Annotated in this window: 18 protein-coding genes and 1 pseudogene; 6 read left to right on the forward strand and 13 right to left on the reverse strand. The window is 36.8% G+C overall.

Translation table 11 applies throughout. The annotated features are described in order from the left end of the window. Nucleotides 1–5: 5 nt before the first annotated feature. Nucleotides 6–2,021 carry an alpha-L-rhamnosidase gene (locus tag OZ002_RS05155; RefSeq protein ID WP_002286037.1) on the forward strand — a complete coding sequence of 672 codons (2,016 nt, stop codon included), beginning with the start codon at nt 6–8 and terminating at the stop codon, nt 2,019–2,021. Between the two features lie 82 nt (nt 2,022–2,103). Here the strand turns inward: OZ002_RS05155 and OZ002_RS05160 are convergent, their stop codons facing one another. The 5 genes from OZ002_RS05160 to OZ002_RS05180 all read right to left on the reverse strand — a co-directional run bounded on the left by OZ002_RS05160 (nt 2,104) and on the right by OZ002_RS05180 (nt 7,408). Further along, nucleotides 2,104–3,477 (reverse strand): PTS ascorbate transporter subunit IIC, encoded by a 1,374-nt coding sequence (locus tag OZ002_RS05160; protein ID WP_002306740.1) that lies wholly within the window; start codon nt 3,475–3,477, stop codon nt 2,104–2,106. A gap of 25 nt (nt 3,478–3,502) precedes the next feature. After that, nucleotides 3,503–3,787, reverse strand: coding sequence for a PTS sugar transporter subunit IIB (locus tag OZ002_RS05165; RefSeq protein ID WP_002286047.1), 285 nt, complete (start codon nt 3,785–3,787; stop codon nt 3,503–3,505). A 1-nt stretch (nt 3,788) separates the two neighbouring features. Continuing rightward, on the reverse strand, nt 3,789–5,804 hold the full coding sequence (locus OZ002_RS05170) for a BglG family transcription antiterminator (protein WP_008268563.1): 2,016 nt from the start codon (nt 5,802–5,804) through the stop codon (nt 3,789–3,791). Nucleotides 5,805–5,982: 178 nt separating this feature from the next. Next, nucleotides 5,983–6,288 (reverse strand): hypothetical protein, encoded by a 306-nt coding sequence (locus tag OZ002_RS05175; RefSeq protein ID WP_002286049.1) that lies wholly within the window; start codon nt 6,286–6,288, stop codon nt 5,983–5,985. A gap of 88 nt (nt 6,289–6,376) precedes the next feature. Continuing rightward, nucleotides 6,377–7,408, reverse strand: coding sequence for a Gfo/Idh/MocA family oxidoreductase (locus OZ002_RS05180; protein ID WP_156249001.1), 1,032 nt, complete (start codon nt 7,406–7,408; stop codon nt 6,377–6,379). A gap of 206 nt (nt 7,409–7,614) precedes the next feature. On the opposite strand from OZ002_RS05180, the gene OZ002_RS05185 reads away from it, so the two are divergent. After that, nucleotides 7,615–8,490 (forward strand): MurR/RpiR family transcriptional regulator, encoded by an 876-nt coding sequence (locus OZ002_RS05185; RefSeq protein WP_002295882.1) that lies wholly within the window; start codon nt 7,615–7,617, stop codon nt 8,488–8,490. Nucleotides 8,491–8,641: 151 nt separating this feature from the next. Here OZ002_RS05185 and OZ002_RS05190 read toward each other — a convergent pair whose 3' ends face one another. The 4 genes from OZ002_RS05190 to OZ002_RS05205 all read right to left on the reverse strand — a co-directional run bounded on the left by OZ002_RS05190 (nt 8,642) and on the right by OZ002_RS05205 (nt 16,263). Then, complete coding sequence (locus tag OZ002_RS05190) at nt 8,642–9,484, reverse strand: class C sortase (protein ID WP_156249000.1); 843 nt, start codon at nt 9,482–9,484, stop codon at nt 8,642–8,644. Between the two features lie 91 nt (nt 9,485–9,575). Continuing rightward, nucleotides 9,576–11,453 carry a SpaH/EbpB family LPXTG-anchored major pilin gene (locus OZ002_RS05195; protein WP_002306734.1) on the reverse strand — a complete coding sequence of 626 codons (1,878 nt, stop codon included), beginning with the start codon at nt 11,451–11,453 and terminating at the stop codon, nt 9,576–9,578. Next, nucleotides 11,450–12,871 carry a SpaH/EbpB family LPXTG-anchored major pilin gene (locus tag OZ002_RS05200; RefSeq protein ID WP_002331774.1) on the reverse strand — a complete coding sequence of 474 codons (1,422 nt, stop codon included), beginning with the start codon at nt 12,869–12,871 and terminating at the stop codon, nt 11,450–11,452. Before OZ002_RS05200 ends, OZ002_RS05195 begins: the two co-directional genes overlap by 4 nt. 2 nt (nt 12,872–12,873) lie before the next feature. Beyond that, on the reverse strand, nt 12,874–16,263 hold the full coding sequence (locus OZ002_RS05205) for a vWA domain-containing protein (protein WP_156248999.1): 3,390 nt from the start codon (nt 16,261–16,263) through the stop codon (nt 12,874–12,876). A 256-nt stretch (nt 16,264–16,519) separates the two neighbouring features. On the opposite strand from OZ002_RS05205, the pseudogene OZ002_RS05210 reads away from it, so the two are divergent. Further along, nucleotides 16,520–17,912: pseudogene (locus OZ002_RS05210) on the forward strand (helix-turn-helix domain-containing protein). Nucleotides 17,913–17,984: 72 nt separating this feature from the next. Here OZ002_RS05210 and OZ002_RS05215 read toward each other — a convergent pair. The 3 genes from OZ002_RS05215 to OZ002_RS05225 are packed head-to-tail and all read right to left on the reverse strand — an operon-like array spanning nt 17,985 to nt 20,405. Then, entirely contained in the window at nt 17,985–18,632 is a 648-nt protein-coding gene (locus OZ002_RS05215) for a TetR/AcrR family transcriptional regulator (RefSeq protein WP_002306728.1), read from the reverse strand. A gap of 7 nt (nt 18,633–18,639) precedes the next feature. Beyond that, entirely contained in the window at nt 18,640–19,326 is a 687-nt protein-coding gene (locus OZ002_RS05220; protein WP_002286060.1) for an ABC transporter ATP-binding protein, read from the reverse strand. Between the two features lie 5 nt (nt 19,327–19,331). Further along, nucleotides 19,332–20,405: an ABC transporter permease gene (locus tag OZ002_RS05225; protein ID WP_002286061.1), complete on the reverse strand. Its 1,074-nt coding sequence runs from the start codon at nt 20,403–20,405 to the stop codon at nt 19,332–19,334. Between the two features lie 221 nt (nt 20,406–20,626). Between OZ002_RS05225 and OZ002_RS05230 the strand changes: the two genes are divergently transcribed. Both OZ002_RS05230 and OZ002_RS05235 read left to right on the forward strand, forming a co-directional pair. Next, on the forward strand, nt 20,627–21,301 hold the full coding sequence (locus tag OZ002_RS05230; protein ID WP_002286063.1) for a response regulator transcription factor: 675 nt from the start codon (nt 20,627–20,629) through the stop codon (nt 21,299–21,301). 4 nt (nt 21,302–21,305) lie between these two features. Further along, on the forward strand, nt 21,306–22,646 hold the full coding sequence (locus OZ002_RS05235) for a sensor histidine kinase (protein ID WP_002297809.1): 1,341 nt from the start codon (nt 21,306–21,308) through the stop codon (nt 22,644–22,646). Nucleotides 22,647–22,794: 148 nt separating this feature from the next. Here OZ002_RS05235 and OZ002_RS05240 read toward each other — a convergent pair whose 3' ends face one another. Next, the gene (locus tag OZ002_RS05240) at nt 22,795–23,781 is read right to left on the reverse strand and encodes a DUF2382 domain-containing protein (protein WP_002306727.1); all 987 of its coding nucleotides are present in this window, start codon (nt 23,779–23,781) and stop codon (nt 22,795–22,797) included. 734 nt (nt 23,782–24,515) lie between these two features. Here OZ002_RS05240 and OZ002_RS05245 point away from each other — a divergent pair. Then, nucleotides 24,516–25,547: a tyrosine-type recombinase/integrase gene (locus OZ002_RS05245; protein ID WP_325082904.1), complete on the forward strand. Its 1,032-nt coding sequence runs from the start codon at nt 24,516–24,518 to the stop codon at nt 25,545–25,547. Nucleotides 25,548–25,564: the final 17 nt, after the last annotated feature.

Below are 25,564 nucleotides of genomic sequence, written 5' to 3' on the forward strand. Positions count from 1 at the left end.
GTAAAATGACAAATGAAAAACATAAAGATAGATGGCTTTGGTATCCTGGAGACTTTGAGATCCGCCATGGACTGCTACAAAATTTCCAACGGGAAGAACGAGGTTTTGACTGGCCAGCGTACTGGTACATGGATGATTGCCATCGGAACGTCAAGTTTAAGAGATATTACTTTCTTGATCAACCTTCCATGTTTAAAGTGACGATCCAAGGAGTTGGGTATGTAGAAATTAATGGACAAAAACATCCATGTGGAAAATGGCTGACTTGTCCAGCTGGTAAAGCAAAAATTCGTATCTTTGTAGGACATACATCAGGGCTACCAGCGATGTTTATCGAGGGAGACGAAGTAAAATCAGATATTGGCTGGACAGCAAGTAATTTTATTGAAGAATATCCAGCTGGCTGGAGTCCGCTTTATGTCGATATCGCAAAAGACCCAAATCAAATCTATTATCAAAAAGAATGCGTCCATCCAGTCACTGAAACGGAGATTGGCGGAGGAATCTTATTCGATTTTGGGCGAGCAGTGAATGGCTGTGTAGAACTAATATCTCTGGATGACCACATCGAATCTATCACTCTATGTTATGGAGAGTCCGATGTAGAAGCTATGGATATCGATTATTGCTACTATAAGCAAATAGGAATGACAAGAAAAATGAAAGCTCGTAAACGCGCTTTTCGCTATTTGTTTATACCAGAGGTTTCTACTGGAATGGTTCAACTTCAAGTTTTTCATGAATTTTTATCTCTTTCGAAACAAGCTGCTTTTTCAAGCGATTCTTCTTTACTGAATCAGATCTGGTCAGTATCAGAAGAAACCTTCAAGTTATGTAGTGATTTGTTTTTTATCGACGGTATCAAACGAGATCGCTGGATTTGGTCTGGAGATGCGTATCAATCATTCATGATCAATCAATATCTTTTTTTTGACGAGGAAATCAATAAACGAACGATATTAGCATTAAGAGGACAAAATGAAATCAAGCAGCATATGAATACTATCGTTGACTATTCGATCTTGTGGTTGATTGGTATCGAAAACCACTATATGATGACGAAAGACTATGAATTTTTACGCATCGTCTACCCTAAGATGCAATCATTAATGAGATACTTGATGGAGCAAACGAATGAATTAGGGTTTATTTATGGGAGAGCAAAAGATTGGATATTTATTGATTGGTCTGAAATGGATAAAGAAGGAACGCTTGCTGCAGAACAAGTCTTATTACTGAAAGCCTATCATTCCATGATCACTTGCGGAGATATCTTAGCTGAAACATATGGAGAGAACGAAAATTATCATACTCATCTCTATCAAGAAAAATATCAACTATTGAAACAAAACCTATTTGACTACTTTTGGGATGAAGAACTTGGCGCTTTTATCGATTGCTATGAATCTGGGAGAAGAAATGTGACGCGTCATGCGAATATTTTCGCTGTTTTATTCGATTTTGCTAACAAAGACCAACAGCAATCGATCTTAAAGAATGTCTTATTGAATGACACTATCACACAGATTACTACTCCATATTTCAAATTCTATGAACAAGATGCTTTATGCAAACTCGGACAGACGAATATCGTCTACCAAACGATTCTTGATTATTGGGGAGGGATGTTATCTCATGATGCGGTAACTTTCTGGGAAGAATACGACCCTACTCAAACAGGAAATGAAAAATACAGTATGTATGGAGATCCTTATGGAAAAAGCTTATGCCATGCATGGGGAGCAAGCCCAATCTATCTTTTAGGACGCTATTTTATCGGTTTGTATCCAACAAAGCCAGGTTATGAAGAATTTATGATACAACCTAATCTAGATTCATTTGAAACACTGAATTGTACGCTACCTATCAAAGATGGAAAGATTTCGCTTGAAAAAACAAAAGATAAGATCGTGATTACTTCTGATAGAACAGGCGGAACAGTGAAAATGAATGGTAAAAGTTATCCTCTTCTAGCAAAACAGCCACTTGTCTTAACAAGCTATTCAAAAATAAATGCATAAAACAAAAAACTGCTTGCGACATATCAGAAGACTTTAAATCTTCTTCTGATATTGTCCAAGCAATTTTTATTTTGAAGTTTGCTTAATTCTGTTCTTTAGAAACAATGTTTGTTCTTTTTCCGGCAAAAAGAAAGCTAGATAATACGACAAGTAAAAAGAAAGCGATGATTCCAACTGTCAAGGCCATTTGACCGTATTCTCCTAGTTTCCCAAGTACAAGTCCTGGTACTAGATAATCAGTATCGGCAAATGTAGAAGAAGCGATTTTAAGATCTCCTAATACTGGAAGGATAAATAATGGCAGCCAACTAATCAACAAGCTATTGAAAGCAGAACCTAATACCGCCCCTCTTCTACCGCCAGTCGAGTTGCCGAAGACACCAGAAGCAGCTCCGCAGAAGAAATGTCCTACTACCCCAGGAATGATAACTGTAGTTTGCAAGCCTATCATAGCAAACATGGATAGTGTTCCTACAAAGAAGCTAACAAAAAAGCCAATTAATACAGCATTAGGTGCATATGGAAAAACGATAGGAACATCTAATGCTGGTTTAGAATCGGGTACGAGTTTTTTAGCAATCCCTTGGAATGCTGGAACGATTTCTGCCAACACCATTCGAACCCCTTGAAGGACGATAACAAACCCAGCTGTGAATGTTCCAGCTTGGATCAGTGCAAAGATTACAGCGTTGTCTCCATTGCTTAGTTCTCTTTCAACAAATCCAGGACCAGCTAACAAAGCAAGTGCGACATATACGATCGACATCAAGAGCATGATCGATACAGTAGAATCTCGCAAAAAGCTGAAACTTTTAGGAATCTTTATGTCCTCTGTAGAACGGTCTTTGTTTCCAAAAAACTTTCCAATCCATCCACTAGAAGCATAACCGATATTTCCGGTATGCCCTAACGCAACTTGATTGTTTCCAGTGATGTTCTTCATAAACGGTTGACAAAGAGCAGGCGTAATAGTTAATAGTGTTCCTTCGAAGACCCCGCCTAATAAGATCATCCACAAATTTGCAGTAAACCCCGCGCTCACTAAAATGACTGCTGTTAGACAAGAAACATAAAGCATTGCTTGACCTGTAAGAAAAATGAATTTATATCTTGTGAACCTAGCAAGTAAAATATTCACGATCATCCCTACTAGCATGATCAAAGCAGTAGGTGTACCGTATTGTTGCAAAGCAATCGCCACTACTGCTTCATTGCTAGGAACTACTCCTTGAGTATGCAGAGCTGTTTGGAACATCGAAGCAAAAGGGGTTAGTGAATTACTGATTAGACCAGCACCGCCGATCAGTACTAGGAATCCGACAAATGTTTTGATAGTTCCTTGGATCACTTCTGAAAATTTCTTCTTCTGAAGAACGAGACCAAGCAGTGCAATCAAAGAAACGAGGATGGAGGGCTGACTGACGATTGACACAAACAAATTCAACAATTTATCCATTGATAGTTCCTCCCTTGAATCATTTTTATTCTTTTGACAAGATCTTCGTTACTTTTTCTTTTACTTCTTCGCTGTCAATGATCGATTGCAAAGGTACGAGCTTTTCATCAGGTATAGAAGTTAGCGTATCTTTCAAAGAATGCTCAATGAAGAAATAATCAGCCATATCGCTAGATACACTTCCAACATCCGTATGACTTACTTCAAACTCGTCCACATCTGCTCCAAGATCTGCAAGTGCTTGTTTGATGTTCATCTCTACCATAAAACTTGTTCCTAATCCACTTTGACATACTGCAAAAATTTTCATATCATTCGTCTCCTTTTCTTATGATCGCTAATATTTCTTCTTTTGTTGATGCGTGTAATAAATCTTGAAGATTTTGTTTATTAGAAAGTAGCTTTGTTAAATTAGCCAACGCCCGAAGATGCGCCTCATTATCGATAGCAGCTAAACAGATAAACAAACTAATGGGATGGGCAGGATCATCAAGCAGATCCACAGGTTGTTGAAGTTTCAGCAAAGACATCCCTACTTCATTTACGCCATCTTCTGGACGAGCATGAGGTAATGCGATGTGGTCGCCAATATGGATAAACGCACCATACTGCTCCACGCGCTCGATCATAGCTTTGATATAACTTTCTTCTATTTTATTTTCTGATAATAGCGGCTGTGCGGCAAATGTGATTGCTTCTTGCCAGTTTTTTGGTTGATCCGATAATTGGATCATTTCTTCTGTTAATAATTCAGATAGCATAGGACGTTGATCCTCCTTCTTTTCTAAAAGTTTGTTCATTTTACGATTTAATACTTGATAGAGCTTTTCTTCGTCTACGCCTTCTTTTAATTCGATATAAGGCAGTAGCGCCGACAACAATTCTTGGGCAGAAGGCATTGAAAATCCTGGTATCAGCCAATCTCTTTGTACTTGATTGATCAGCTGATTTTTTTCCAAGTCAGTCATGATTGGATGCAGAACATAGAGAGACTTTTTCTTATCAGTAAGTGTGAGAGGTACAGTAGAAAAAATAATATCGTAAGAAGTTTCATCAACCTCGTGTAAGCGGTCAGCTGAATTAGTCTCTGTAAAAAAGATCATCGGGAATAATTGCTGAAGTTCACTTTTTAAGATCAATGAAGAGCTAATGCCACTTGGACAGACGATCACGGCTCTTATTTTTCTATTTCTTTCTTCTGCGTCCGCTTTTCTGATCTCTCCGCCAAATAGTATAGTGAAAAAACCAATCTCTTCTTCAGGGATGCTCTTCCCTATTCGTCTTTCTAACGGAAGTAATGCTTTTCTTGTCATTTCGTAGATGGAAGCATATTGATGCTTAATTTGATCGATCATCACATTAGGTAAATAAAAAGAATAGGAAATACGAAAATAGGCAGGGACCAAGTGATAAAAGACATTCATCAATAATTCACGAAACGAAGCAAATTCTACGGCCATCAGGAATTCCATGCGATGGATGACTTCTGAAGAACATTCCAGCAAAAAATCAAGTGCAGGTTCCTGGACATCTCCTTCAACGATCGATGCTAAGCAAAGAGAGAAAAATATAATCTCCGAATTTTGATGTTCGGAATAGCCAAGGCCAGTCAATACTTGTCGACTAATGTCAGTGACTGCAAGAGAAGCCAACAGTTCAGCATCTTTTACCAGTTCCATGGATGTTTTTCCAATTCGAATGGTTGTCAAACTCAAATAATAAGCTAATTCATCCATTCGATTTGGTGCAAATCGAAGATCTGATAGTGAAATCGTTTTATCTAGCAAATCTCTAACTTTGGCGTAATAATCAATGGAAAGGGTTGCGGTTAAATACGTGAGCCCAAATCTTCCAGCAAGTGACTGCATCAAACGAGCAGTGCGATTTTTAGCTTCTCTTCTTAATATTGCTTCTGACCCTAGCAGCCTAAAACCAGTTTTCCTAGTATACGACAGCTGACAATCTTCCACTTCTAATTCATTTCTTATCTTTTTGATATCTGACAGAACTGTCCCTTTAGAAACCTGAAGAAAATCTTGAAAATGAAAAACAGAAACAGACGTTGCAGTCGAATAAACCATCAAATAAAGAAGATCTCTTCGCTCTTGTTCGGTATACACAGCTTCAAATCGAGTAATATCCAAAAATTTTTCTGCCCAGTCGATTGCTCGGAATTTCTTTATACGGATATGGGTATCATCCACATATTCGGCAAAAGGAGTTAATTGTTTGATCGCCTCGCTTGTATTTACTTCGATGATCTCTGCTGCTTTTTCTAGACTGATTTCTCTTGGTGTTTTCAGGAGATAACTAATTTTGTAGTTCACAGCGCTGTTCACCTCCTACTTATATTCTAGTATGGTAGCGCTTTTAAATCGAGGGGTGTTTGGTACAACTTACAGTTGGATTTTTTTTACGACTGTACCGAACGATTTCTATCGAATGGATACAGAAAAAAAGCAGGTGACCAAATGTCTCCTGCTTTTATGAATTGATTTCGTCCGATCAATGATGATCATGTTTATTTTTTGAGGTCAGTTCTTCAAATTTTTCTTTGACATCTTCAACCGCTTTTTCGATATCTTTTTCAAAGTGATTGGGCTCATTAGGCTTTGTTTCCTCTTCTACAGAATTTGAACCAGATAAAGCTGTTTCTTTATTTTCTGTTTCACCAGAGTTTGTGCCAGCTAATGATTCTTCTTTGTCTTCTGTTTCACCAGAATTAGTTCCTGCTAAAGCCACTTCTTCTTCTGTTTTAGGGGCCATTGAACCTCTTAATCGTTTGTGTTTTTCACCGTCATAATTTGTCATGTTGGTTCCTCCTAGTAGTTCTATACTTTTTCATCGTACAATAAGACAGTTTATGCGTCAAAAAACAAACCCGATTCTTACAAATATGTCATATTTTTCCTTCTGATTCTTGAATGCTTTTGATTCCTTCTTCCAAAATTTTCATTTGTAAGATTGTTTCTTCATCTTTGATGACTTTTTCTGCGCCATTAACTAATGTCTCGTAAATCCCTTCGTAGACACGGCTGTAATCACCAACCTCGGAAATTACTTTTTCTTCATGATAACTCCCTTGTTCATCTATATAGGTCAATACACCATAATGTTCGGGCAAATCGATACCAAAGTCTTCATGATCAGGCATGTAAAACATTTTCAGATGTTCTTCTTGTCGATCTTTTGTTTGTTTCACGAACATCCCTTTTTTTCCGTAAACGACGAAACTTGGACGTTCTTTGATGCGGAAATAACTGGATTTTATCGAAATTTTCATATTTCCATAGAAAAAATCCAGATCGAAGTAATCATTCATTCGTCCTTTCCCTAAAAGTTGACGTACATCATAGCTGATATCATCTGGTTCGCCGAAATAAGAAAGAACTTGATCTACTGTATGACAAGCATGTCCATATAAATAGCTGTTCGCAGTAGAAAATTCATGCGTATTTTCTGGTACTTCCGGTCTGAAATAATCATAATGCATTTCTACTTCTAAAATATCTCCTAATTTTCCGCTTTCGATTACTTTTTGGACTGTCAAGAAGTCAGAATCGAACCGTCTGTTTTGGTAACATTGGATAAATAGCCCTTTTTCTTTTGCTAATGCAAATAACTCTTCTGCTTCCTTTGACGTTTCTGCAAAAGGTTTCTCTACTAGTACATTCTTACCATATTCGAGTGCCATTTTTCCATATTCATAATGAAATTGACTAGGTGTAGTGATGACAACTAATTGGATCTCAGGATCATCCCAAAGATCAGACAGCTGATCAGTATATTCGATGTCTTCGAATGTTTTCCACACTGGTTCAGATGGGGAAAAAATTTTTTTGATATTGATTTTGTTCGTAAGTTTTCTTGAAAAAGGCAAATGATAGCGATTTGTACTCTTTCCATTGCCAAGATAAGCGATTGTAAGCATGAGTGGTGCCTCCTTTTATTGATGTTTTCAGTATATCCTAGAAAAGCGCAGAAAGTATTTATAATAGCTATTCTGGTAAAAAAGTTCAGAAAAACACTTGTTATCATTCGGTTTGGTGAAATTAATGTTCAAAGTAAGGATAAAAATCAAAAAGATAATAGCGGAACCAAGTGTTTATCAGTAAGATAGAATTTGGAGGTCAGATCATGCTTATTGAAGAAAAACTAACAAAACAAGAGTTGTTTACCACGACAGAGAAACGGATTGCCGATTACATCCGTAGGAATATCGAAGCTGCAGTCTACATGACGATTGAAGAATTAGCAAAAGCTACGTATACTTCCCATTCAGCTATCATTCGTTTATGCAAAAAAATGGGATTCAGCGGATTTAAAGAATTCCGTTTCGAGCTGGGGCGGGAAGTTCATCAATTGATTGCTCAGTTCAATCAAACGATTGATCCTAATTTTCCTTTTTCAAGTGAAGATAGCACTCAGCAAATTGCAAAGAAAATGGCGGATTTATCGATCCAGTCAATAAAAAAAGCACAATTGCAGATTGAACATGAAGATTTAGATCAAATCGGTAAAGTATTGAACAAGGCACAGCGAATCTTTCTTTTTGCAAAAGGTGATTCTCAAATCACGGCAAGGAAATTCCAGAATAAAATGGTCAAGTTGAATAAGTTTTTGATCATGGCCGAAGAATACAGTGATTCTTCTTGGAATGCAGCCAATTTGACTAGCGAGGATTGCGCTATTTTTATTAGCTACAGCGGTCGCATCCATCATTATGAACGAATAATGACCTATTTGAAGCATGTAGAGGCCCCTACCTTGCTGATTACCGGAAATCAGCATTCAGAAATGGCCAAACAGGCTGATATGTGTCTTGTTATATCGCAGGAGGAATATGATTTTGCTAAAGTAGCAACTTTCTCCTCTCAAATTGCCTTCGATTACGTATTAAATACGTTATTCTCAGTGATATATTCTCAAAATTTTGAAGAGAATATCCGCAACTTGAAAAACAAACAAGAATTGATGCAAAAAGGCCTTCTTAAAGAATATCGAAAAACTTAAGAAAAGATCCTCATTTAGTAATAAGAAAGATAGTGTTTGATAGGCTCTCTTTGATATCATCATAAAAACAGGCTGAAGTTTTCTTTTTCAAACTTCAGCCTGTTTGTTTACGGAACGATTCGAATAGATATATTATAGAAATGAGGAATAGCTAATTTCTGTTTCTTATTTTGAACGATTGACGAAAAAGATATATAAGAAGGAGGAAAATCAGTATACATGCAGCTAACAATCCATACAGGAAAAATCGTTTGTTCTCGGATACTTTCTGTACTTCTTTTTGAACTTCTCTTGCATGATAAGGAACCCGGTGCCCTCTGACAAGTAAGCGATGACTGTTGACCATATAAGGTGTACAAGTTAGGAGTGTCACGAAATCCTGCCCTTTTTCGATTCTCAGATCTTTTGTATCAGTCGGTTCTACCGTCTTGATCTGATCGACTTGATAAGCGAGTGTCCGTCCATTGATTTCGATATAGAAAGAATCACCTAAAGTCAGTTTCGGTAAGTCTGTGAACAACTTTGCTTGAGGCAGTCCTCGATGGCTGGAAATAACGGCATGTGTATTTTCTCCCCCCGTAGGATAAGACGTTCCTTCCAATAATGAGGCACCTTTTTCTAGCAGCACAGTATTCGTTTCATCAAAAATTGGCAAATGGACATTGATCTCAGGGATCGTCAAAATACCGATCGTATGTTTCTCAAAATAGGTTCTATCCTTTTTCGCAGGTTCTTTTTTCTTAGTAAAGGGATCTGCACCTGGATTTCCACCTTCTTTTGCTAATTGCTGGTTTTTCTTTGTCATGTTTTCTTGGATTTTAGCCATGACTTCTTCATTTTCTTTGACCGCTTGTTGCTGATAATGAGAGATGATCTGCTGATCCAGATAATTATTCAGCGCGTCGCTAACAAATGGATAAGCTAGTATCCCTATTCCTGAGAGAAGCAAGAAAAGCATCAGCAGATCTAGAAGTTTCCTTTTCTTTGGTTTCATTTGTGTTCTCCTTGTGATGACTGTTTGATAATAAAAGAAAAAGGAGCATTTGCGTAATCCGCTGCTCCTTTTTCCAATTCTTGCAAAAAGACTAAATCTGACTGTGCTTGCGTCTAGCAAAGTACAGTCCAGCAATCAGTAGAAGGACTACTCCTGCACCGATATACACATAGATTCCCTTACCGCCTGTTGAAGGAAGTGTACCTTTGTGTTTATTTGGTATTTTTTCAGGAGAAATCAACTGTCCTGCTGTTACATAAGATTGTTCATCGATAGTAAATGCTACACGGTTTGTTAATGGAACATATTTTTCTGGCGCTTTCGTTTCTTCCAGATAGTACGTGCCATATTTTAGACCTGTCACATCGATTAAACCGTTACTTGTGGTTGTAAAAACCGTTGCTGATTCTTTCGCCGATACCCAGCTGACGGCTTTTGTGGATGGGTCGATCGATAAATATTTCGCTGTGTCACTATCTTGATCACGAACGACGAATTCTGCTCCAGCAAGTGTTTGATCTGATGTAACGTCACCATCTACTTTAACAAATCGTTTGCCCCCAGTAACGACATCGACTGACGGTGGTGTTTGATCATTTGTATGCCCGTTATCGACATTTGCTTGGTTAGAAAATCCTTTGGTTGGATCTGCTTTTTCGTTCAAATGCATATAGTAAACGAATTTCAATGTACCGCCAGGAGTTAATGAAGGAATATAATTCGGATCAACTGAAACCGTGAATCCGTTTGTTTGCTCAGTGACAGAATAATTTACTGGGTCGATTTCTTTATTTCCATCATATAAGGCATAAACATACGTTCCTGAAGAATCATTATCAAATGTCAAAGCAGCGTCATGAGTATCGATAAGTTTGAATGTTGTGTACTTGTTTTGCGTTCCTTCTTTATCAGCGATACCTAATGGGATATTGACAGAAATCTCATATTGAATTTTTTCACCGATTGCGACATCTTTTCCATTCAATTGAGGTGTTGTTTTATCAACTTTAGACGTATCATTTTTGATGGTCTTTTCTACTGGTGTTTGGCTATTTGCCAGGATCTCAAAAGGCGTGATTGTTTGCTTTTCAATCATTTCCGCATTATCAGGAGCTTTTACTTCTTCTAAATTATATTTTCCAACTTCTAAATGATTAACGATCAACTGGCCTTTTTCAATAGATGCCTCGGCAAAGTCATTGTTGCCGATGTCATAAGAATGACCAGTAATGAAATGTTTGGCTTTGGTTTGATCAGTTGTCCAAGTGTACAATCCATCTGTGACACTTTGGATGTATTTTTTGACGCTTGGTGTTCCTTCTTCTTTAGAAATAATAAATTCTGCTCCATTTAGTGCTTCGTTTTCGGCAGTACCGATTTTTGTAACTTTCAACGTTCCATCATTACCGACTGTATTTTTAGGGTAGAGATGGATAGTATCTAGTTCTTCTGTCCCGTATTTATAAGAGCCATCTGCTTGTTTGATCATCTCATATACAGGGAAAGCTAAAACCATGTTTGCGGCAGCTGACACTCCGTCTTTTGGTTCTTCTTTGATCGTGTAGACTGCATCTTTCCCATTTTGTTTTTTAGGTAAAGATAAAGTGACATTTCCATCAGCATCTGTCGTTCCTGAAGCAACTGGTGTACCAGGAGTCAAAGACTGGACTGCTTGTTTTGCTGCATCCACGGACGCTCCTTTATCTCGTTGCGCATAAAATTCTTGAGTGACGTTATAAACTGAAAATGAAATATCGGCTAATCCTTGGTATTGATCGAATTCGCTCATTTCTTTCCCGCTGTTTTGGATTAAAGGATCGGGTAAATCAGTCATTTTCTTTTTATGAAGGATGACTTGAGCTGCTGTCTCCTCTGCAAACACTTTTTTTGCGCCGAAGCTGTTTGTGAGTAATGGTAAAATAAGGAAAAGGACTCCTAACATAACGTTTATTTTTTTATGATTTTTCATTTTTTCACTCCTGTTCTTTTTTTGATAAACAACCAGATTGCAAAGCTTGCGAATACCATACCAACAACGCCTAAAAGTGTATTTTTCGTTTCGTTTGTTTTTGGAAGAAATGGACGGCTATTTTCTTTTTTATTGACTACTTTCAATATACTGTCCGCCTCTTTATCCTCAGAAAGAAAAGTTGAAATGGTAAACGGAATTTCTGTTTCACTTAAAATATAACCAGAAGGTGCTTCGATCTCTTTTAATCGATAACTTCCTGTTTTCAACCCGGAAATTGAAAAAGCGCCATTTTTATCGGAAATCAGGTGAAGCGCATCTGATTCGTTCTTTGTCCACTTGTATCCGTTGGCTGTTTGCTGGAGGTAATTTCCTGCTTTGTTTTTAATAAGGAATACTGCGCCAGCTAATCGTTTATCTGGTTTATTTGTCTCGATTTTGACAAATTGCTTACTCCCTGTATATACAGAAACTTTCTTTGTACTGATACCAAAACCAAAATCCAGTGTTCCGTTGTTGTTGATTTCCTTGTTCGCCTGTGCTGTACTGCTTAGCTGCATCTGATAAGAAATGGTCAGTTTTTTTCCAGCATATTTTTCCAACGAAGGGATCGAAAATAAAACATCAAATCCGTGAGGTTTCTTGTGTATGACAAAGCCTTCTGTCAGCTTTTCTCCATTCGATGAAATCGTTAAACTATTAGGTAAAAACGTTAATGCTTCATCCGCACTATCTGACAATTCGAACTTTTGATAGTCAAGGATATTTACAGGAATTGTCGTATGCAAGGAATAAGTGATTTTTTCACCAATCGTAAAATCATTTCTAGGCTCTTCTAATACCTTCTCAAAAGGTGGATCAGGGTAGTCGTTTTCTTCATTTTTAGGATACAAATGGATAGTTGAAAGTTTTTGATTGTTTTGTCCATGTACAGGAAGAACAACTACCATATTCTCTGCCTTTTCTTTGACGACTTCTGGTACTTTGGATTCAATGAAAAGATACGCTTTATCTCTTTTTTCTTGATCTTTAGCGGCCAGAGAAAAAGAAGCGATACCATCTTCGTTGTTAAGAGTTGTAGTTGTTGCTTCTGCGGTAAACATACCGGAAGACGCACCGTTTTTTGCGATCTCTGCTTGTGCTTCTTCTACCGTTTTGCCCTTTTCCCGTAGATGGTAAAAAGAATCTGTGACATCATAAACTTGGAATGTGACACCATTTAATCCTCGATACGTTTGTAATAAAGCTTTTTCTTGTCCGTCATTTGGATGATTTTTCGGCAGTTGCCCGTTTGGGAAAAGCAATTTGTGTAAAGTAATCTGAACCATTTCTGTTTCTGTTTCTGTTGCTGCCTGAGTAAAAGCTGGTTTAAATAGTAACAAGAAGAGACACACACTAAGCCAACCAAGTTTTTTCATATTTAGCTGCCCCCTCTTTCTTTTTTCAAAAAAAGATACCAAATAGAAAACGCACAACCAATCATCCCTACTAGATAGATTCCTAAACGGCCAATTCCTCCCGTTTCAGGTAATGGTACTTTTGCCTGATTCGTGATGTCTAAAGAAATGTGGTTGTTTTTGGCTCCTGGTGACAGAACAGATTCATGATCTTGTCCATCCACTTGAATTGACCCATCTTCGTGTATAACTATAGTAACTGGCTCTTTTAGACCTTGGTATCCTTCTGGTGTAAAAGTTTCGGTCAGCGTATAAGTTCCAGGTTTTAAATTTTCGAATAGAAAGGTATCTGTTTCTTGTCCATCTTTTGGCAATTCTAAGTCCATTTCTGGTCCTTGCAGTCTGAATTTGGCTCCTTTTAATGTCTGTCCGTTGTCTTCTTTTTTGTGTACCGTTAGATCAAACGATTTTAGTCGATTTTGATGAGTGAGCGTCCATACATTATTTGTCATCTCGGTATTTTTTCCCGTGTAAATGATTTTTCCATATTTATCGATTTGGAATTCATAATTTCCCGGCGAAGTATCATATCCGGCAGGACCAGCTGTTTCAACGACTCGGTATTCTCCAGGTGTGAGTGAATCAAAAATGGCAAGGCCTTTTTCATTCGTTGTTTGGCTGTCCATTGGCTGATAAGCACCGTTTGCTTCTTTTTTCTGTAGGGAAAATGCTGCTCCTTTAAGATTTATCTCTTTGTCCGTCCCTTGCATCGTATACTTACGTACTGCTATAGGAATTTCAACAAAAGGATTTTCAATGGTCAACTGGATCGTATCATCGGAAGTAGTGACTGTTTTTCCATCAATGGTTACCGTACCATCAGAAGCAATCTTGATTTCCCAAGTAGTCTTTTTGCTTAATTCATGACCTTCTGGAGCTTTTGTTTCTGTCAGCGTATAGGTCATTTCTTTTTGCAATTTGACATTTTCTGGAAGAGAATAGGTTCCGTCGCCATGATCTGTTAGTAAAGTATCAATAGAATCTCCTGTTAATTTGAAGACAGCACCGATGAGATTCTTTTCACCTGTAGAGGAATTTTTCGTTATTTTCAAGTTTAACGGTGTGAATTGTTTAGTATTTTTCCATGTCATTGCATCTATTTGTTGAGAATCGTATCCTGGTACAGGTAATTCTTTGATTGTTTGGTAACTGAATGCTTGACCTTGATTATTGTATTGAGGTAGTGATAATATCTCTTGATAACTTTCTCCGCTATTTGCAGATAATTTGTCAATGTCTGCACGTTCCCACGTATTTGTTGTATCTTTAGCTGGTTTAATGATTCGAATATATCCGTTTTTCCAAGCTGCAGCATTTGTCGTATGTTCCCGTTGAATCTCAAAAGTAACTTGATCTGGACGATCAGCTAGATTGTTGTCAAATTCTTCCCATAACTTTTTGATGTGAAGACTGACTCCGGGAGCTTTAGCAGATGGTATACCGAATTCAGCTAATTCATTGGTATCAATGTTTGGCTGGAAAGTTGTCCTGCCGTTCATTTGATACCAGAAATTTGGATGGAAGTCCTCATTTTCTGTTTGGATTCTCACTTGGTAATGGATTTGGATTTCTTGTTCTTTTCCTAAATAGATCTGATTGCTCTTGATGGTATTTCCTTCTATGGAAATAGATGGAGTGACCGTTGTAGGACTTGTCCCCACACTCTTGACTGAAAGTGTACCAGGCTGATAAATGAATGGTTCTGCGATTGGATCATTTATTTGTCCATTGCTTACAGTTGCTGAGATCTGTACAGCTTTTTTGGCTAGGTATTCAGAGATATCTGTTGCATGATCAGCTGATTCATAGTAAAGATCGCCTTTTTCATCTGATGAAACCATTTGTCGCATACGAGACTCTACTTCTGCTTTTGAGAGACCAGCTGCCGGATCGCTTTGAAGTTGGATGCCAAGACCATGTATTTCGATTCCTCGTTCTTTGAGTGCCATCGCTTCTCCGATGGTTGCGATAAACGTACTGTCGATTCTTCTGGATAGATTGTTTTGGTCAGGTGCATAATAGCTATTTGAGATTCGAGAAGTATTTCCCGGCTGATCTTGCGTATTAGAAAACTGAGTTCCGTAATAATTGCTGCTTGATTGTGCGTGTACCCGCTGTACTTTATAGGAAAATGTTGGTACACCATCCGTCAGCAAAACGATCACTTTTTTATGTCCATTTGGAACGGATAGCATGTTTCCTGCATCTCTTAGTGCTTTTTGTGTAAAAGTACCACCATTTGTCCGTGAAGGTGTAATGGATTTTACTTGATTTTTCACTGAATCAAATGAACCCATCTGTACTGCACCGTTACTGTAGCTATATCCTTCGCTTGAGTAGCCGACATATCCCATATTGATTTTGTCTGTGATACCGCTATCTGCTAAAGTATCGACAAAACGATCGACACCAATCTTTACTTCACCGATCCGATTATTGTCGTTCATACTTCCTGACCAGTCTACGACCAATACGAGATCAAGAGGCGTGATATCTTTTTGTACATTTCCACGAGCATTCAAATAAACATCAAACAATCCGGGTGTACTTGTTTCCTTTGCATACTTTCGTATCGCATAGTCTGCTTGATTACCCGTTCCTCCATATTCGATATACGAATGGGTCCGATCATTAGGATCTCCATTCCAAGAATTTATACCATCCCATTGATTTGTTCCGTTTTTATTGCCTTGATGATCAAGAACATTTGTATTTCCTGTAGGTTGCCAACTGGCTTTAGGATAAGTGCCCTGATCATCTGTTGTATATTCTGTAGGAATCGTTTGATTAGATGGCACACTCACAGCTGGCAAGGATAATGTAGGCAATGTAAATGGGCTGACAGAATTTTCGTTTTCTTTTGATGATTCTTCTTCTATTTCGTCTACCTTTGGTACTGACACATCTGTATCTTTCTTATTTTCTGTCTCATCAATAATGTCATATTCTTTATTATCGAGGATCAGCTTGTTTGCCTGGCTGTGGTAAAGTGCTGGATCGATTGGAAAACTCAGATCGATAGTTTGTTTAGTGTTTGATGAGATTTCCAACGTAATTTTCCCGCTATTTACCTGATAAGCATAGCCATCTCCTTCTTTTCTTTCCACATCACTTAAGTAATTTTCGACTAGATCAATTTCTTTTTCTATCTTTTCAGCACTGGTGTTATTCGCATTTAGCTTGATGTTCAGTGCTTTTTTTCCAGACTGATCTGAAATGACTTCAGCTGAAATTGTTTCTAAAACTGTTGGATCATCTGTAGTGTCTGCTATTGCAGATAATGGCACAAAGTTTGATAAACTCAATATTATCAGCATGAAAATAACTTTCAGTTTCTTCCCTGTGGTCGTCATTTTTCCCCTCCTTTTTCTTTTTTTCTGTTTTGACGTGAATAGTGAAAATTATTAAAATAAACAGGCGTTACATAATTTTATTTATTTTAATATGATAATTATTATACGAAGGGCGCTAAAGGGAATCACACCAATTTTCATACCAATTGGTTTCATTTATGAAGTTGATTCCTTCGATTAATGAGCGTTTCATTGAAAGAAAAGGGTTGAGGGAGAAAAACATATGATCAGGTTGTTGGAAGGAAACTATAGAAAGATGGAAAAAATCATTCGAATTCTGTCCATTTCTGACAAGTGGATGACTAAAAAAGAACTTGCCAAACGAATTGGTAGTTCAGAATCTACATTTGTAAGGTATATCGAAGAGATCAAAATCCGCTGGGGAACGGATGTAACGATTCAATCTTCACAAAAATTGGGGTATCGTCTTGAACGTTTGAATGTACCAGCTTATTTAAATGTTCTGATGGAAATGTCGCAAAGTTCTACAAACAGTCGTTTATTAAATGAGATTATTGTCAATCCGGGTAAAACAATCGAGTATTATTGTGAAAAAATTTCCATCAGCCGGTCTTCTTTTACACGTAAGTTGAAACAATGCAATCAAATTTTAGAAAGCTATTTATTAAAAGTGATCGTTGACCAAGGTTTTCAGTTAACTAGCCTTAAAAGTGAGCTCCAGTTGCGTATCTTTGTCACCTTTTTCTTTTTAAGTTACTACGGAAGACGCACGTTGCCATTTCCAATCGAAAAAAAGAAGATCAAAGAAATTATGGTCAAGAATAATTGTCAGTTGAATTTGTTTCAGGAAGAAAGCCCATATGAGCAATCTTTCTTTATTATGTATTTTGTTGTGCATCTCATGAGAGAATCCCAAGGAACTCCATTTGAATGGAAAGCTGGAGACTCTTATGTACAGTTGATAAATATCGATAAAAAAGACTTCTTAATCTTGAAAAATCTCTTAGGAAAATTGAAGTACAGCAGCTATATAAAAGTAGTGAACTATTTTGTCAATACGATTTTTTCAGAATTTTCGGAGAAAGAAAAAAAATGAAATCAGTGAGCAGATACGAAAAAATATGTCCTACTGTTCGTTTTCATCCTCTGATTGCAAAGAAAAAAACGAAGAATATGTTGTTCAATTATTAACGCAAATTTATTTTTTCTCCCGTATTTTCCCATACAATACGACTCATTTGACGATCCGTGCAACTTACTTTGCACAGCAGATGCAACACCGCCAGATACGTCTATATGCTGGATTTCGTGCAGAACTTCAATTTTATTCCACTCTACTGAATCAGAATCTGATTTATTATTTATCTAGCTATATCTTTTGGATGCTTATCGGTAATCCTGAAATTCACCATTATACTTCTGATAAAAAAATACTGATCATCAGTGACTTAAGTCTTCGACATAGTCAATATATTGAAGAATATATCAGTGATATTCTTGCTGTGCATAAAATTCATTCTGAGACAACTGCTATTACTGAAGATCAGCTGTCGAAATACAATCTTCTCGAGTATGATCTGATTGTTACGAATCAACCCATTTTGAATGCCCATGTTCCTCATATATTGATTGATGATAGTCTGTCATTCGCAAATGAAGAAGAACTCATCCGCTTATTCGAGTTATGAATAATCAAAAAACAGCTATGTATAAACCACCCTGATAAAAATTTCAGGACAAATTCACATAGCTGTTTCTTTTTATTGTATTCCTTCAGCAATCCAACGAGATTTATAGCGAAAGTCTTTTAACAACTCTTCTTTTGTCCAATTATTTGCAATGAGATCCGTCAATGTGTTCATTACGAGGGACATGGAAAAATATAGGAAACTAACTGCTTCTTCCGACAATTGAATGGAGAAATGATTGATTCTTAATAATTCCAGCCATTTTTTGTTCATTGGAGAATCAGCCGATAGTTCTCTACGTTTGGTTGTCTGCTGATCATTTCGCTGGGTTAACAAGTATAACCTTTGCCAATAGATACTTTCGTGATCTAAGTCGCAGCACCACTCTAAATATTTTTCGATCCCCAAAAAGAAATGTTGTTTGTTTTCGCTAATGAATTTTAAGATATCTTGATGGACTATGTGAGAACTGCTTTTGATCGTATACAAATAAGCATCTTCCAAATCTTGAAAATATTTATAAAAAGCACCGCGCGACATCCCCATCTTGTCAACAATCTCTGAGACTTTGACTTGGCTGATGTGCTGTGAGCAAAATATCTCCAGTAATAGGTCATCGATTCTCTGTTTCTTTGCTTTCGATAAATTGAAAAAAGTTTCTTTTGGCATCCACATCTCTCCTTTATCTCTGATTATACGTGGATAGCCCTTCATTGTCATGAAGGATTCATTCCTTCTTTTTCTCTTCTTCTGTCAAGTACCCATCTTCCATTCGATAAACGCGATCACTCCATTGAATCATACGGACATCATGAGTAACCATAATAGTCGCTTTTTGTTTCTCATGAGCTTCTTTAACTAGTAATTTGACGACTTCATATGCATGATCGGTATCCAAACTAGCTGTTGGTTCGTCTGCTAAGATCAAGCTTGGCTCATTATATAAAGCGCGAGCAATTGCCACTCTCTGTCTTTCTCCACCAGAAAGGTCTTTAGGATAACTATTTTTAAGTGACTGGATATCTAAAGATTGCAGCAAGGAATCGATTTTTGTTGAATCTTCTTTTTTTGAAGTAACTTGGTCAACTAGTTCAAATTGTTCCTTTACCGTTAAAAAAGGAATCAAATTAGAGCTTTGGAGAATAAATCCTATTTCTTTAAAGCGTAAATCTGCTCGTTTTTTTTCTGGAAGCTCAGTTAGTGAGTGACCGTTGATCACTATTTCTCCGGAAGTCGGTGTTTGCAATCCTCCTGAAATGGTAAGGAAAGTACTTTTACCTGAACCAGAAGGACCAATGATGCTGACGAATTCTCCTTCCTTTACATAAAAATCAATTGCTTTCAAAGCTGAGACCTTTGTATGACCAGAACCAAATGTTTTGGTAACTTTTTTCATCGTTAATATTTTTTTCATTTTTATTAACCTCCTATTGCTGTAATTGGGTCTACTTTGGTTATCGTACGTATCGAAAACAATCCGCCTAGCATTGCGACAATGATCAAAATCCCACTATATAGCAACCATTGTGACCAAAAAACAGCAAAAGGCATCGCGCTTGGTAAAATCAGACTAGTCAAATAAGCAAACAAAAGAGCAAGCAGAACGCCTACCACCCCAACAATAAAGGACTGTGCTACTAAAGATTTAGCGATGAAGAAATTTTTGATCCCTTGTGCTTTCATTACTCCAAAAATAGCAGTCTTCTGAAGTGTCATCACGTACATGAAAATACCGACCACGGCAGCAACCACTAAGAACAAAAAGTATATCATCGCATTTAAGGTCATATTTTGGGCAGAATAGCCAGGAATACTTTCAATGAATGTCCCAATAGTTAATAACTGTAGACCCTTCGATGCTTTTTCTTTCGAAATTTTAGCTGAATCCTTTATTACGATCCCATTGATCGGCTGTTCTTCTTCAGAAGCAAACGGCTGTTGTCCATACTTCAAAGCAGTCCACGTATCTAGGGACGCATAGATGACGGGAGAAACTGTGTAATAAGTTTCAGGAAAGATACCGACAATCGTCAAAGGATCGTCGTAACTGCCAATTTTGATCGTATCTCCAATTTTATAGCCTGAATCAGCCAGATTTTGAGAGATGATGATTTCATTCTTTGTTTTAAATTCATGCCCTTTCGTGAGTTTTGGTAATAAAAATGCTTCTTTCGTTGTGCCGAAAACTGTAACATTTTCTTTGTTTTTTCCTTTGATTGCTCCGCTGTACAATCCGATTGGTGCTTTCTCTCCTCCTTCAATGTATTTCAGATCTCCTCTTGTTAATTGTGAAGCTGCAAATACTTGATTTGCATCCTCCGACAAAACAATCTCTTGTGCGTCCCAATCATCGATTGCTTTTTTAAACTCTTCTGAAAGTCCATTCGCTAGTCCTGACAACATGAATACGACATACGCAATCAAGAACATAATACCGACGATCAAGCCATATCGTAATTTAGAATAGCGAATTTCTTTGATAGCTAGAAACATTTGTTTTTCCTCCCTATGATAGATTGATAGTGACAAAATGTCACTTGTTGAATAGTGTAACTCTAAAGTGACAATTTGTCACTTGTGTTGTTTTTTTCTTATCAATAAATTGTCTAAGACATCTTTCGATAAAACCTTAACATGAGTCATAAAAAATTTATTTAAGCCTTATTTATGCTTTCCATGATAAACTAAAGTGACCAAATCAATGAGGTGGGAAAATGATTAAACTATTAGTAGTAGAAGACGATAAAGTATTATCCAATAATATAAAAGAAATACTCGCTGCAATCGGCGAGATAACACAAGTTTATGATGGTAGTGAAGGACTGTTCGAGTTGGAAAGTGGAGTTTATGATCTTGCAATCTTGGATTTGATGATGCCGGAAATGAATGGATATGAAGTGTTAGCAAAAATACGGAAAGAAAAAATACAGACTCCAGTATTGATTTTGACTGCAAAAGATAGTTTGGAAGATAAGATTGAAGGATTTGAACGAGGTGCAGATGATTATCTAACAAAACCTTTCTATCGAGAAGAACTGATCATGCGCGTGAAAGCATTATTGAAACGCTCGCTAGGTCTCTTTGATGAAAATGTTCTGAAGTATAAGGATATCAGTTGTGATTTAAAAAGCAATGAAGTCTTGTATAAAGAACAAGTTTTGCCCATACAAGGAAAAGAGTTTGAATTGCTCGTTTATTTTTTACAAAATAAGGGAATCATTTTGACAAAAGAGCAGATATTTGACCGGATCTGGGGATTTGATTCTGATACGACGATTACAGTTATTGAAGTTTATATGAGCAACTTACGAAAACATCTGCGAAGTACTGGATTGGATAAAGAAATCAAAACCTTACGTAATGTCGGTTATATACTGCAAAGGGTGTGATACAATGAATGGAGATATTACACGAAAGCAACGTAGTCGCTTTTTTGCGACAAATGTAGCAGCATTTGCTTTTATCTTTTTTCTTTTGGGATTCATTACTTTACAGATATTAAACCAATCTGCATACAGAGAAACAGATCTGTCATTAGAGAAAATAAATTTTGATTCTCGAACAGTACAATTAGAGATACAAAGATATCAGCAAGGCGATCCCTTTTTAAACCCGACTCAAACGGAACAAAACAGAACAAACATGGAACAGCCATTAATGGAACCATCAAATGACCGTTTTAACACTCAAGTGATCTTGTGGTCTAAAAATGGTGAGATATTGAATAAAGCAGCTATTGGTGGGCGTTTCAACCAAATCAAAGAATTAAAAATGGATACGAAAAATCTGAATACCATCCAAAATATTGAATTAAATGAAGACAGTGGCTCATCTGCCCTCTCTTTCCGTTCGATTACGAAAAAAGCGGAGACGAATCAAGATGGCGTTGCCTACATCCAAATTTTAGAAAATACAAATCAAATCAAGAATTCATTAGCGACTTTTCGCACGATTATGATTTTGTGTATGATTGTTTTTTGGATTCTCTCTATTGGTATCAGTTATTACTTGTCTAGTCTAAGCATGCGCCCTATTATTCTTTCTTGGAGAAGACAAAAAGAATTTGTTGAGAATGCTTCTCATGAATTGCGCACACCGTTAACGATTATTCAAAATAGTTTGGAACATCTTTTTACCAAGCCTAATCATACTATTATTGAAGAATCCGAAAGCATCGCTCAAGCATTGTCAGAGACGAGGCGCCTCACTGGATTGACTTCGGATTTGCTGACAATCGCTCGGAATGATTCTGATCAGCAGCTGCTTTCAAAGCAAATGATCAATACACAAGAATATATCGAACAACTTGTTAAACCATTTCAAGAGATGGCCACCATAGATGGAAAAGAGTTTATTCTCCATAACGATGCAACATTAGAAGTGCCAATTGACGAAAAAAAAATCCATCAAGTTTTGGTTATTTTGCTGGATAATGCATTAAAATATACGAATCCAGAAGATAAGATCATTTTGGATTCATCTGTTAACCATAAAGAATGGCTGATTCACGTAAAGAATACTGGCCCTTCTATCAGTGAAGAAGATCAAGCAAGGATTTTTGATCGATTTTATCGGGAAGATCAATCTCGGGCGAAAGAGACTGGCGGATACGGGCTTGGCTTGGCAATTGCAAAACAGGTAATCGAACAGCATCATGGACAAATTTCTGTATCCAATTATCTTCCACAAGGAGTCGATTTTAAAGTCCAATTGCCGTTGAAGCCTAAAAAATAATGCTTATCCCTAAAAAAGAGCTGTGACAAAAATCTTGTCACAGCCCTTTTTTGTTGCGAATAAACGGTGTTCCAGAAGTAGCTTCTTCGGAAATAAGCCGAAATTTCTTTAAGCTGACCACTTCTGTCACAACCTCTTTAGCTTACGTTTACGATTTTTTATTGCGGTCTTCAATGTGTACATCACCGCTTGTGTCAATATCCAATTCTTCTCGGCTAACATCTTCTGTCACTTTTTCAACATCTTCATGTTCTTCTTTATGAATCCCAACTTCTTCGCGAACAACTGTATGTTTGCTTACATCTACTTGCTCTTCTTTGATTGGGATAGTAATCGTGTCATCTTCCAAGTTTTCGTCTGTTCCCTGTGAAGATTGATCTGTTACTGGTTTGCGTTCGATGACGATTTCTTCACGTTTGACCGGTACTTCTACCGTTTCAGTATCGTTGACCACATGTTTGTGGATGTCGACTTCTCCAGTTGTCACATCATGTGTATTTACATCTAATTTTTCTTCTTTTAGTTGAATTGTATCATCATCTAGATTTGGTTTGCGATCGATGTCTTCAGTCTTGCTTGTACCCATTGTATCAGTCTCGCCAGGTACGTCCATCGGATCAGTTCCTGGTGTCATATTAAATGGATCCGTTGTATTTTGAAAGCCTGTCGTGCCACCTACGTCCATTGGATCTGTTCCAGTGCCAGTTTCTAATCCAGTCCCCATTGTGCTTGCTGGGCTAACAGTATCTTGTGTATCCATTGTATCTTCTGTTGTTTCTGGCTGACGATAGCCTTTTACTGTGATGACAAATTTTCCATCAGAAATATCTCCTCTATATTGATATAAAGGATCATTTTCTGGTGTAGCCGTCTCAGAATCATAGGTATCAAAAGAAAAAGTATCTTTTATTTTTTCCCATAAAGAACGGTCTTCTTCACCATCCATCCGATTTTCATCTGTTTCAACATCTATACCAGACAATCCGTCAAATCCTAGTCTAGATGCTGCTTCATCAGTAGTATAAATAACGATATCATCTCGTTCATACCCTTCGTTACGCAACCGTTCAATTACTGATAATGCTTCTTCCCTCGTACTATAGCTTCCGATGACCGTTAAATTTTTCTCTTCCATGTAAATTCCTCCTAGCAAATAGATTTATGATTGGTATATTGTTACTTATAAATTTATTCTATAGGAGACGATTGTTTTCTACAAATATTTAGATTGGAATTTGATTAAAACAATTTAATTGAAATTTGAAAACATTTATGTTAATGAAAGTCATATTCTAATAAAATGTCATTTGTTTCTATATGAATTTTTATGAAAAGTTTCATATAATTTCCACTCGTTGTGATGGTTTAATTTATCCAATCCATCAATAAGCAAACAACTTATATAAAAAAGGATTAATTCTCAATATAATTGCTCCTACCATAGAATAAATCTTCATGTAAAGTAATGAAGTACCAACTATTTCTAATACTTCTTTAAGAATTATCCCAACAATATCGTTAGACAAACCATTATTGAATAAATGGAGAGCCAATCGATTCTGAAAAAATGTTTTCTAATTTTTCGGAAATAAAAGAAAGAGCCTCCTGCCATTAGAACGAACCAAATTCATTTCATTGCTCATGAAGTAACCACATAGCTAAAAAGAGGATAAATCAATTAAAAGATCAAAAGAATGACTGCACTAATAAAAAATAACTAAAAATGTATCTTCTTACTTCATATCTTTTAACTAGTACTTTTAAAAGACAGTTAAAAATTTGCTTCCTAAGATCAAGACAAACTGTCTATCTTCATTTGATGAAATGCGGTAAAATATAGAAAATGAACACTATTGGAGGGAATTTGTAATGGACAGCAAAACTAGAAAACAACTGCAAGAAAAGTTAAAGCAACGTACACACTTGCTCCCTTCCGTCTTTCAACAGTTTTTAGAAGAAAATCGTTCTTCCCTTTCATTAGGCAGTCGCTATGAATACGCAAAAGATTTTCATCTGTTTACTGATTATTTGAGAAAAGTATTTTCTGAAGAAGTGGATGATCAGCTGATTATCCATTTAGAAAAACAAGATTATCAGAATTTCTTAGCTAAAATCTATCGACATACTCGTTCGTTCCAAACTACAGCGAACCAAGAAACGGAGCAATTGTTTGAAAATAGCTATTACGGGATTTCAAGGAAGCAATATTCATTAAATCATTTTTTACGATTTTTGTATCAAAAAGGACTGATTGAAGAAGAGATTTCTCTTTTGGGTACAAGTTTACCGGAAACAACCAAAGCAGCTCCGCGATATATCGATGCAGAACTTTTCAAAGATTTTGAGCATTTGTTTATCCCGATTGAAGGCTTTCGAACAAGCAGAGAAGCTAGCTTTGAAGAAAAGAATCGACCGAGGAACCTTGCAATTACTGCCATTCTTCTGTATTGCGGATTAAAGATCCATGAAGTAGTAGAACTTAAACGTAAAGATGTATCTTTGACCAAGCAGATTCTTAATCTGAATAGAAAAGAAAACAGACTGAATAAAGTACCAATACCAAAAGAAGCGATGCCGTTTCTGGAGAACTATTTTAAGTTAACAGCACAAAATACGGACGAAGATTCTTTTGTTTTTCGTTCCTCACATGATCAGCAAATTTCTCCTCGGACTATTCGCCAAATTTTGAGCAAAATTACAGTATATAAAAACGTATCGCCAGAACTATGCAGAAAAACATATCGTTATTATGCAGAACTATATTTATATGATGCTGACGCGGTAAATTATTTATGTGGTAATCGATACCTCTCATCCCATTTTTTTCAAGATATCTGGGAAAAGATGGTTGATTTTTCTTATCACGAATTAGCGGCATTCGTTCAGGTTTCTTCCATATAAAACAAATGTATGATCTT

Source organism: Enterococcus sp. E4-150, assembly GCF_035726465.1.
GTDB lineage: Bacteria > Bacillota > Bacilli > Lactobacillales > Enterococcaceae > Enterococcus_B > Enterococcus_B faecium.

Excerpts from the sequence above, each read along its gene's own strand:
- OZ002_RS05230 (WP_002286063.1), top strand. The coding sequence starts at position 20,627 with ATGATTAAACTATTAGTAGTAGAAGACGATAAAGTATTATCCAATAAT.
- OZ002_RS05200 (WP_002331774.1), bottom strand. The coding sequence starts at position 12,871 with ATGAAAAAACTTGGTTGGCTTAGTGTGTGTCTCTTCTTGTTACTATTT.
- OZ002_RS05195 (WP_002306734.1), bottom strand. The coding sequence starts at position 11,453 with ATGAAAAATCATAAAAAAATAAACGTTATGTTAGGAGTCCTTTTCCTT.
- OZ002_RS05165 (WP_002286047.1), bottom strand. The coding sequence starts at position 3,787 with ATGAAAATTTTTGCAGTATGTCAAAGTGGATTAGGAACAAGTTTTATG.
- OZ002_RS05235 (WP_002297809.1), top strand. The coding sequence starts at position 21,306 with ATGAATGGAGATATTACACGAAAGCAACGTAGTCGCTTTTTTGCGACA.
- OZ002_RS05190 (WP_156249000.1), bottom strand. The coding sequence starts at position 9,484 with ATGAAACCAAAGAAAAGGAAACTTCTAGATCTGCTGATGCTTTTCTTG.
- OZ002_RS05225 (WP_002286061.1), bottom strand. The coding sequence starts at position 20,405 with ATGTTTCTAGCTATCAAAGAAATTCGCTATTCTAAATTACGATATGGC.
- OZ002_RS05180 (WP_156249001.1), bottom strand. The coding sequence starts at position 7,408 with ATGCTTACAATCGCTTATCTTGGCAATGGAAAGAGTACAAATCGCTAT.
- OZ002_RS05215 (WP_002306728.1), bottom strand. The coding sequence starts at position 18,632 with ATGACAATGAAGGGCTATCCACGTATAATCAGAGATAAAGGAGAGATG.
- OZ002_RS05185 (WP_002295882.1), top strand. The coding sequence starts at position 7,615 with ATGCTTATTGAAGAAAAACTAACAAAACAAGAGTTGTTTACCACGACA.
- OZ002_RS05245 (WP_325082904.1), top strand. The coding sequence starts at position 24,516 with ATGGACAGCAAAACTAGAAAACAACTGCAAGAAAAGTTAAAGCAACGT.
- OZ002_RS05240 (WP_002306727.1), bottom strand. The coding sequence starts at position 23,781 with ATGGAAGAGAAAAATTTAACGGTCATCGGAAGCTATAGTACGAGGGAA.
- OZ002_RS05160 (WP_002306740.1), bottom strand. The coding sequence starts at position 3,477 with ATGGATAAATTGTTGAATTTGTTTGTGTCAATCGTCAGTCAGCCCTCC.
- OZ002_RS05220 (WP_002286060.1), bottom strand. The coding sequence starts at position 19,326 with ATGAAAAAAATATTAACGATGAAAAAAGTTACCAAAACATTTGGTTCT.
- OZ002_RS05155 (WP_002286037.1), top strand. The coding sequence starts at position 6 with ATGACAAATGAAAAACATAAAGATAGATGGCTTTGGTATCCTGGAGAC.
- OZ002_RS05205 (WP_156248999.1), bottom strand. The coding sequence starts at position 16,263 with ATGACGACCACAGGGAAGAAACTGAAAGTTATTTTCATGCTGATAATA.
- OZ002_RS05175 (WP_002286049.1), bottom strand. The coding sequence starts at position 6,288 with ATGACAAATTATGACGGTGAAAAACACAAACGATTAAGAGGTTCAATG.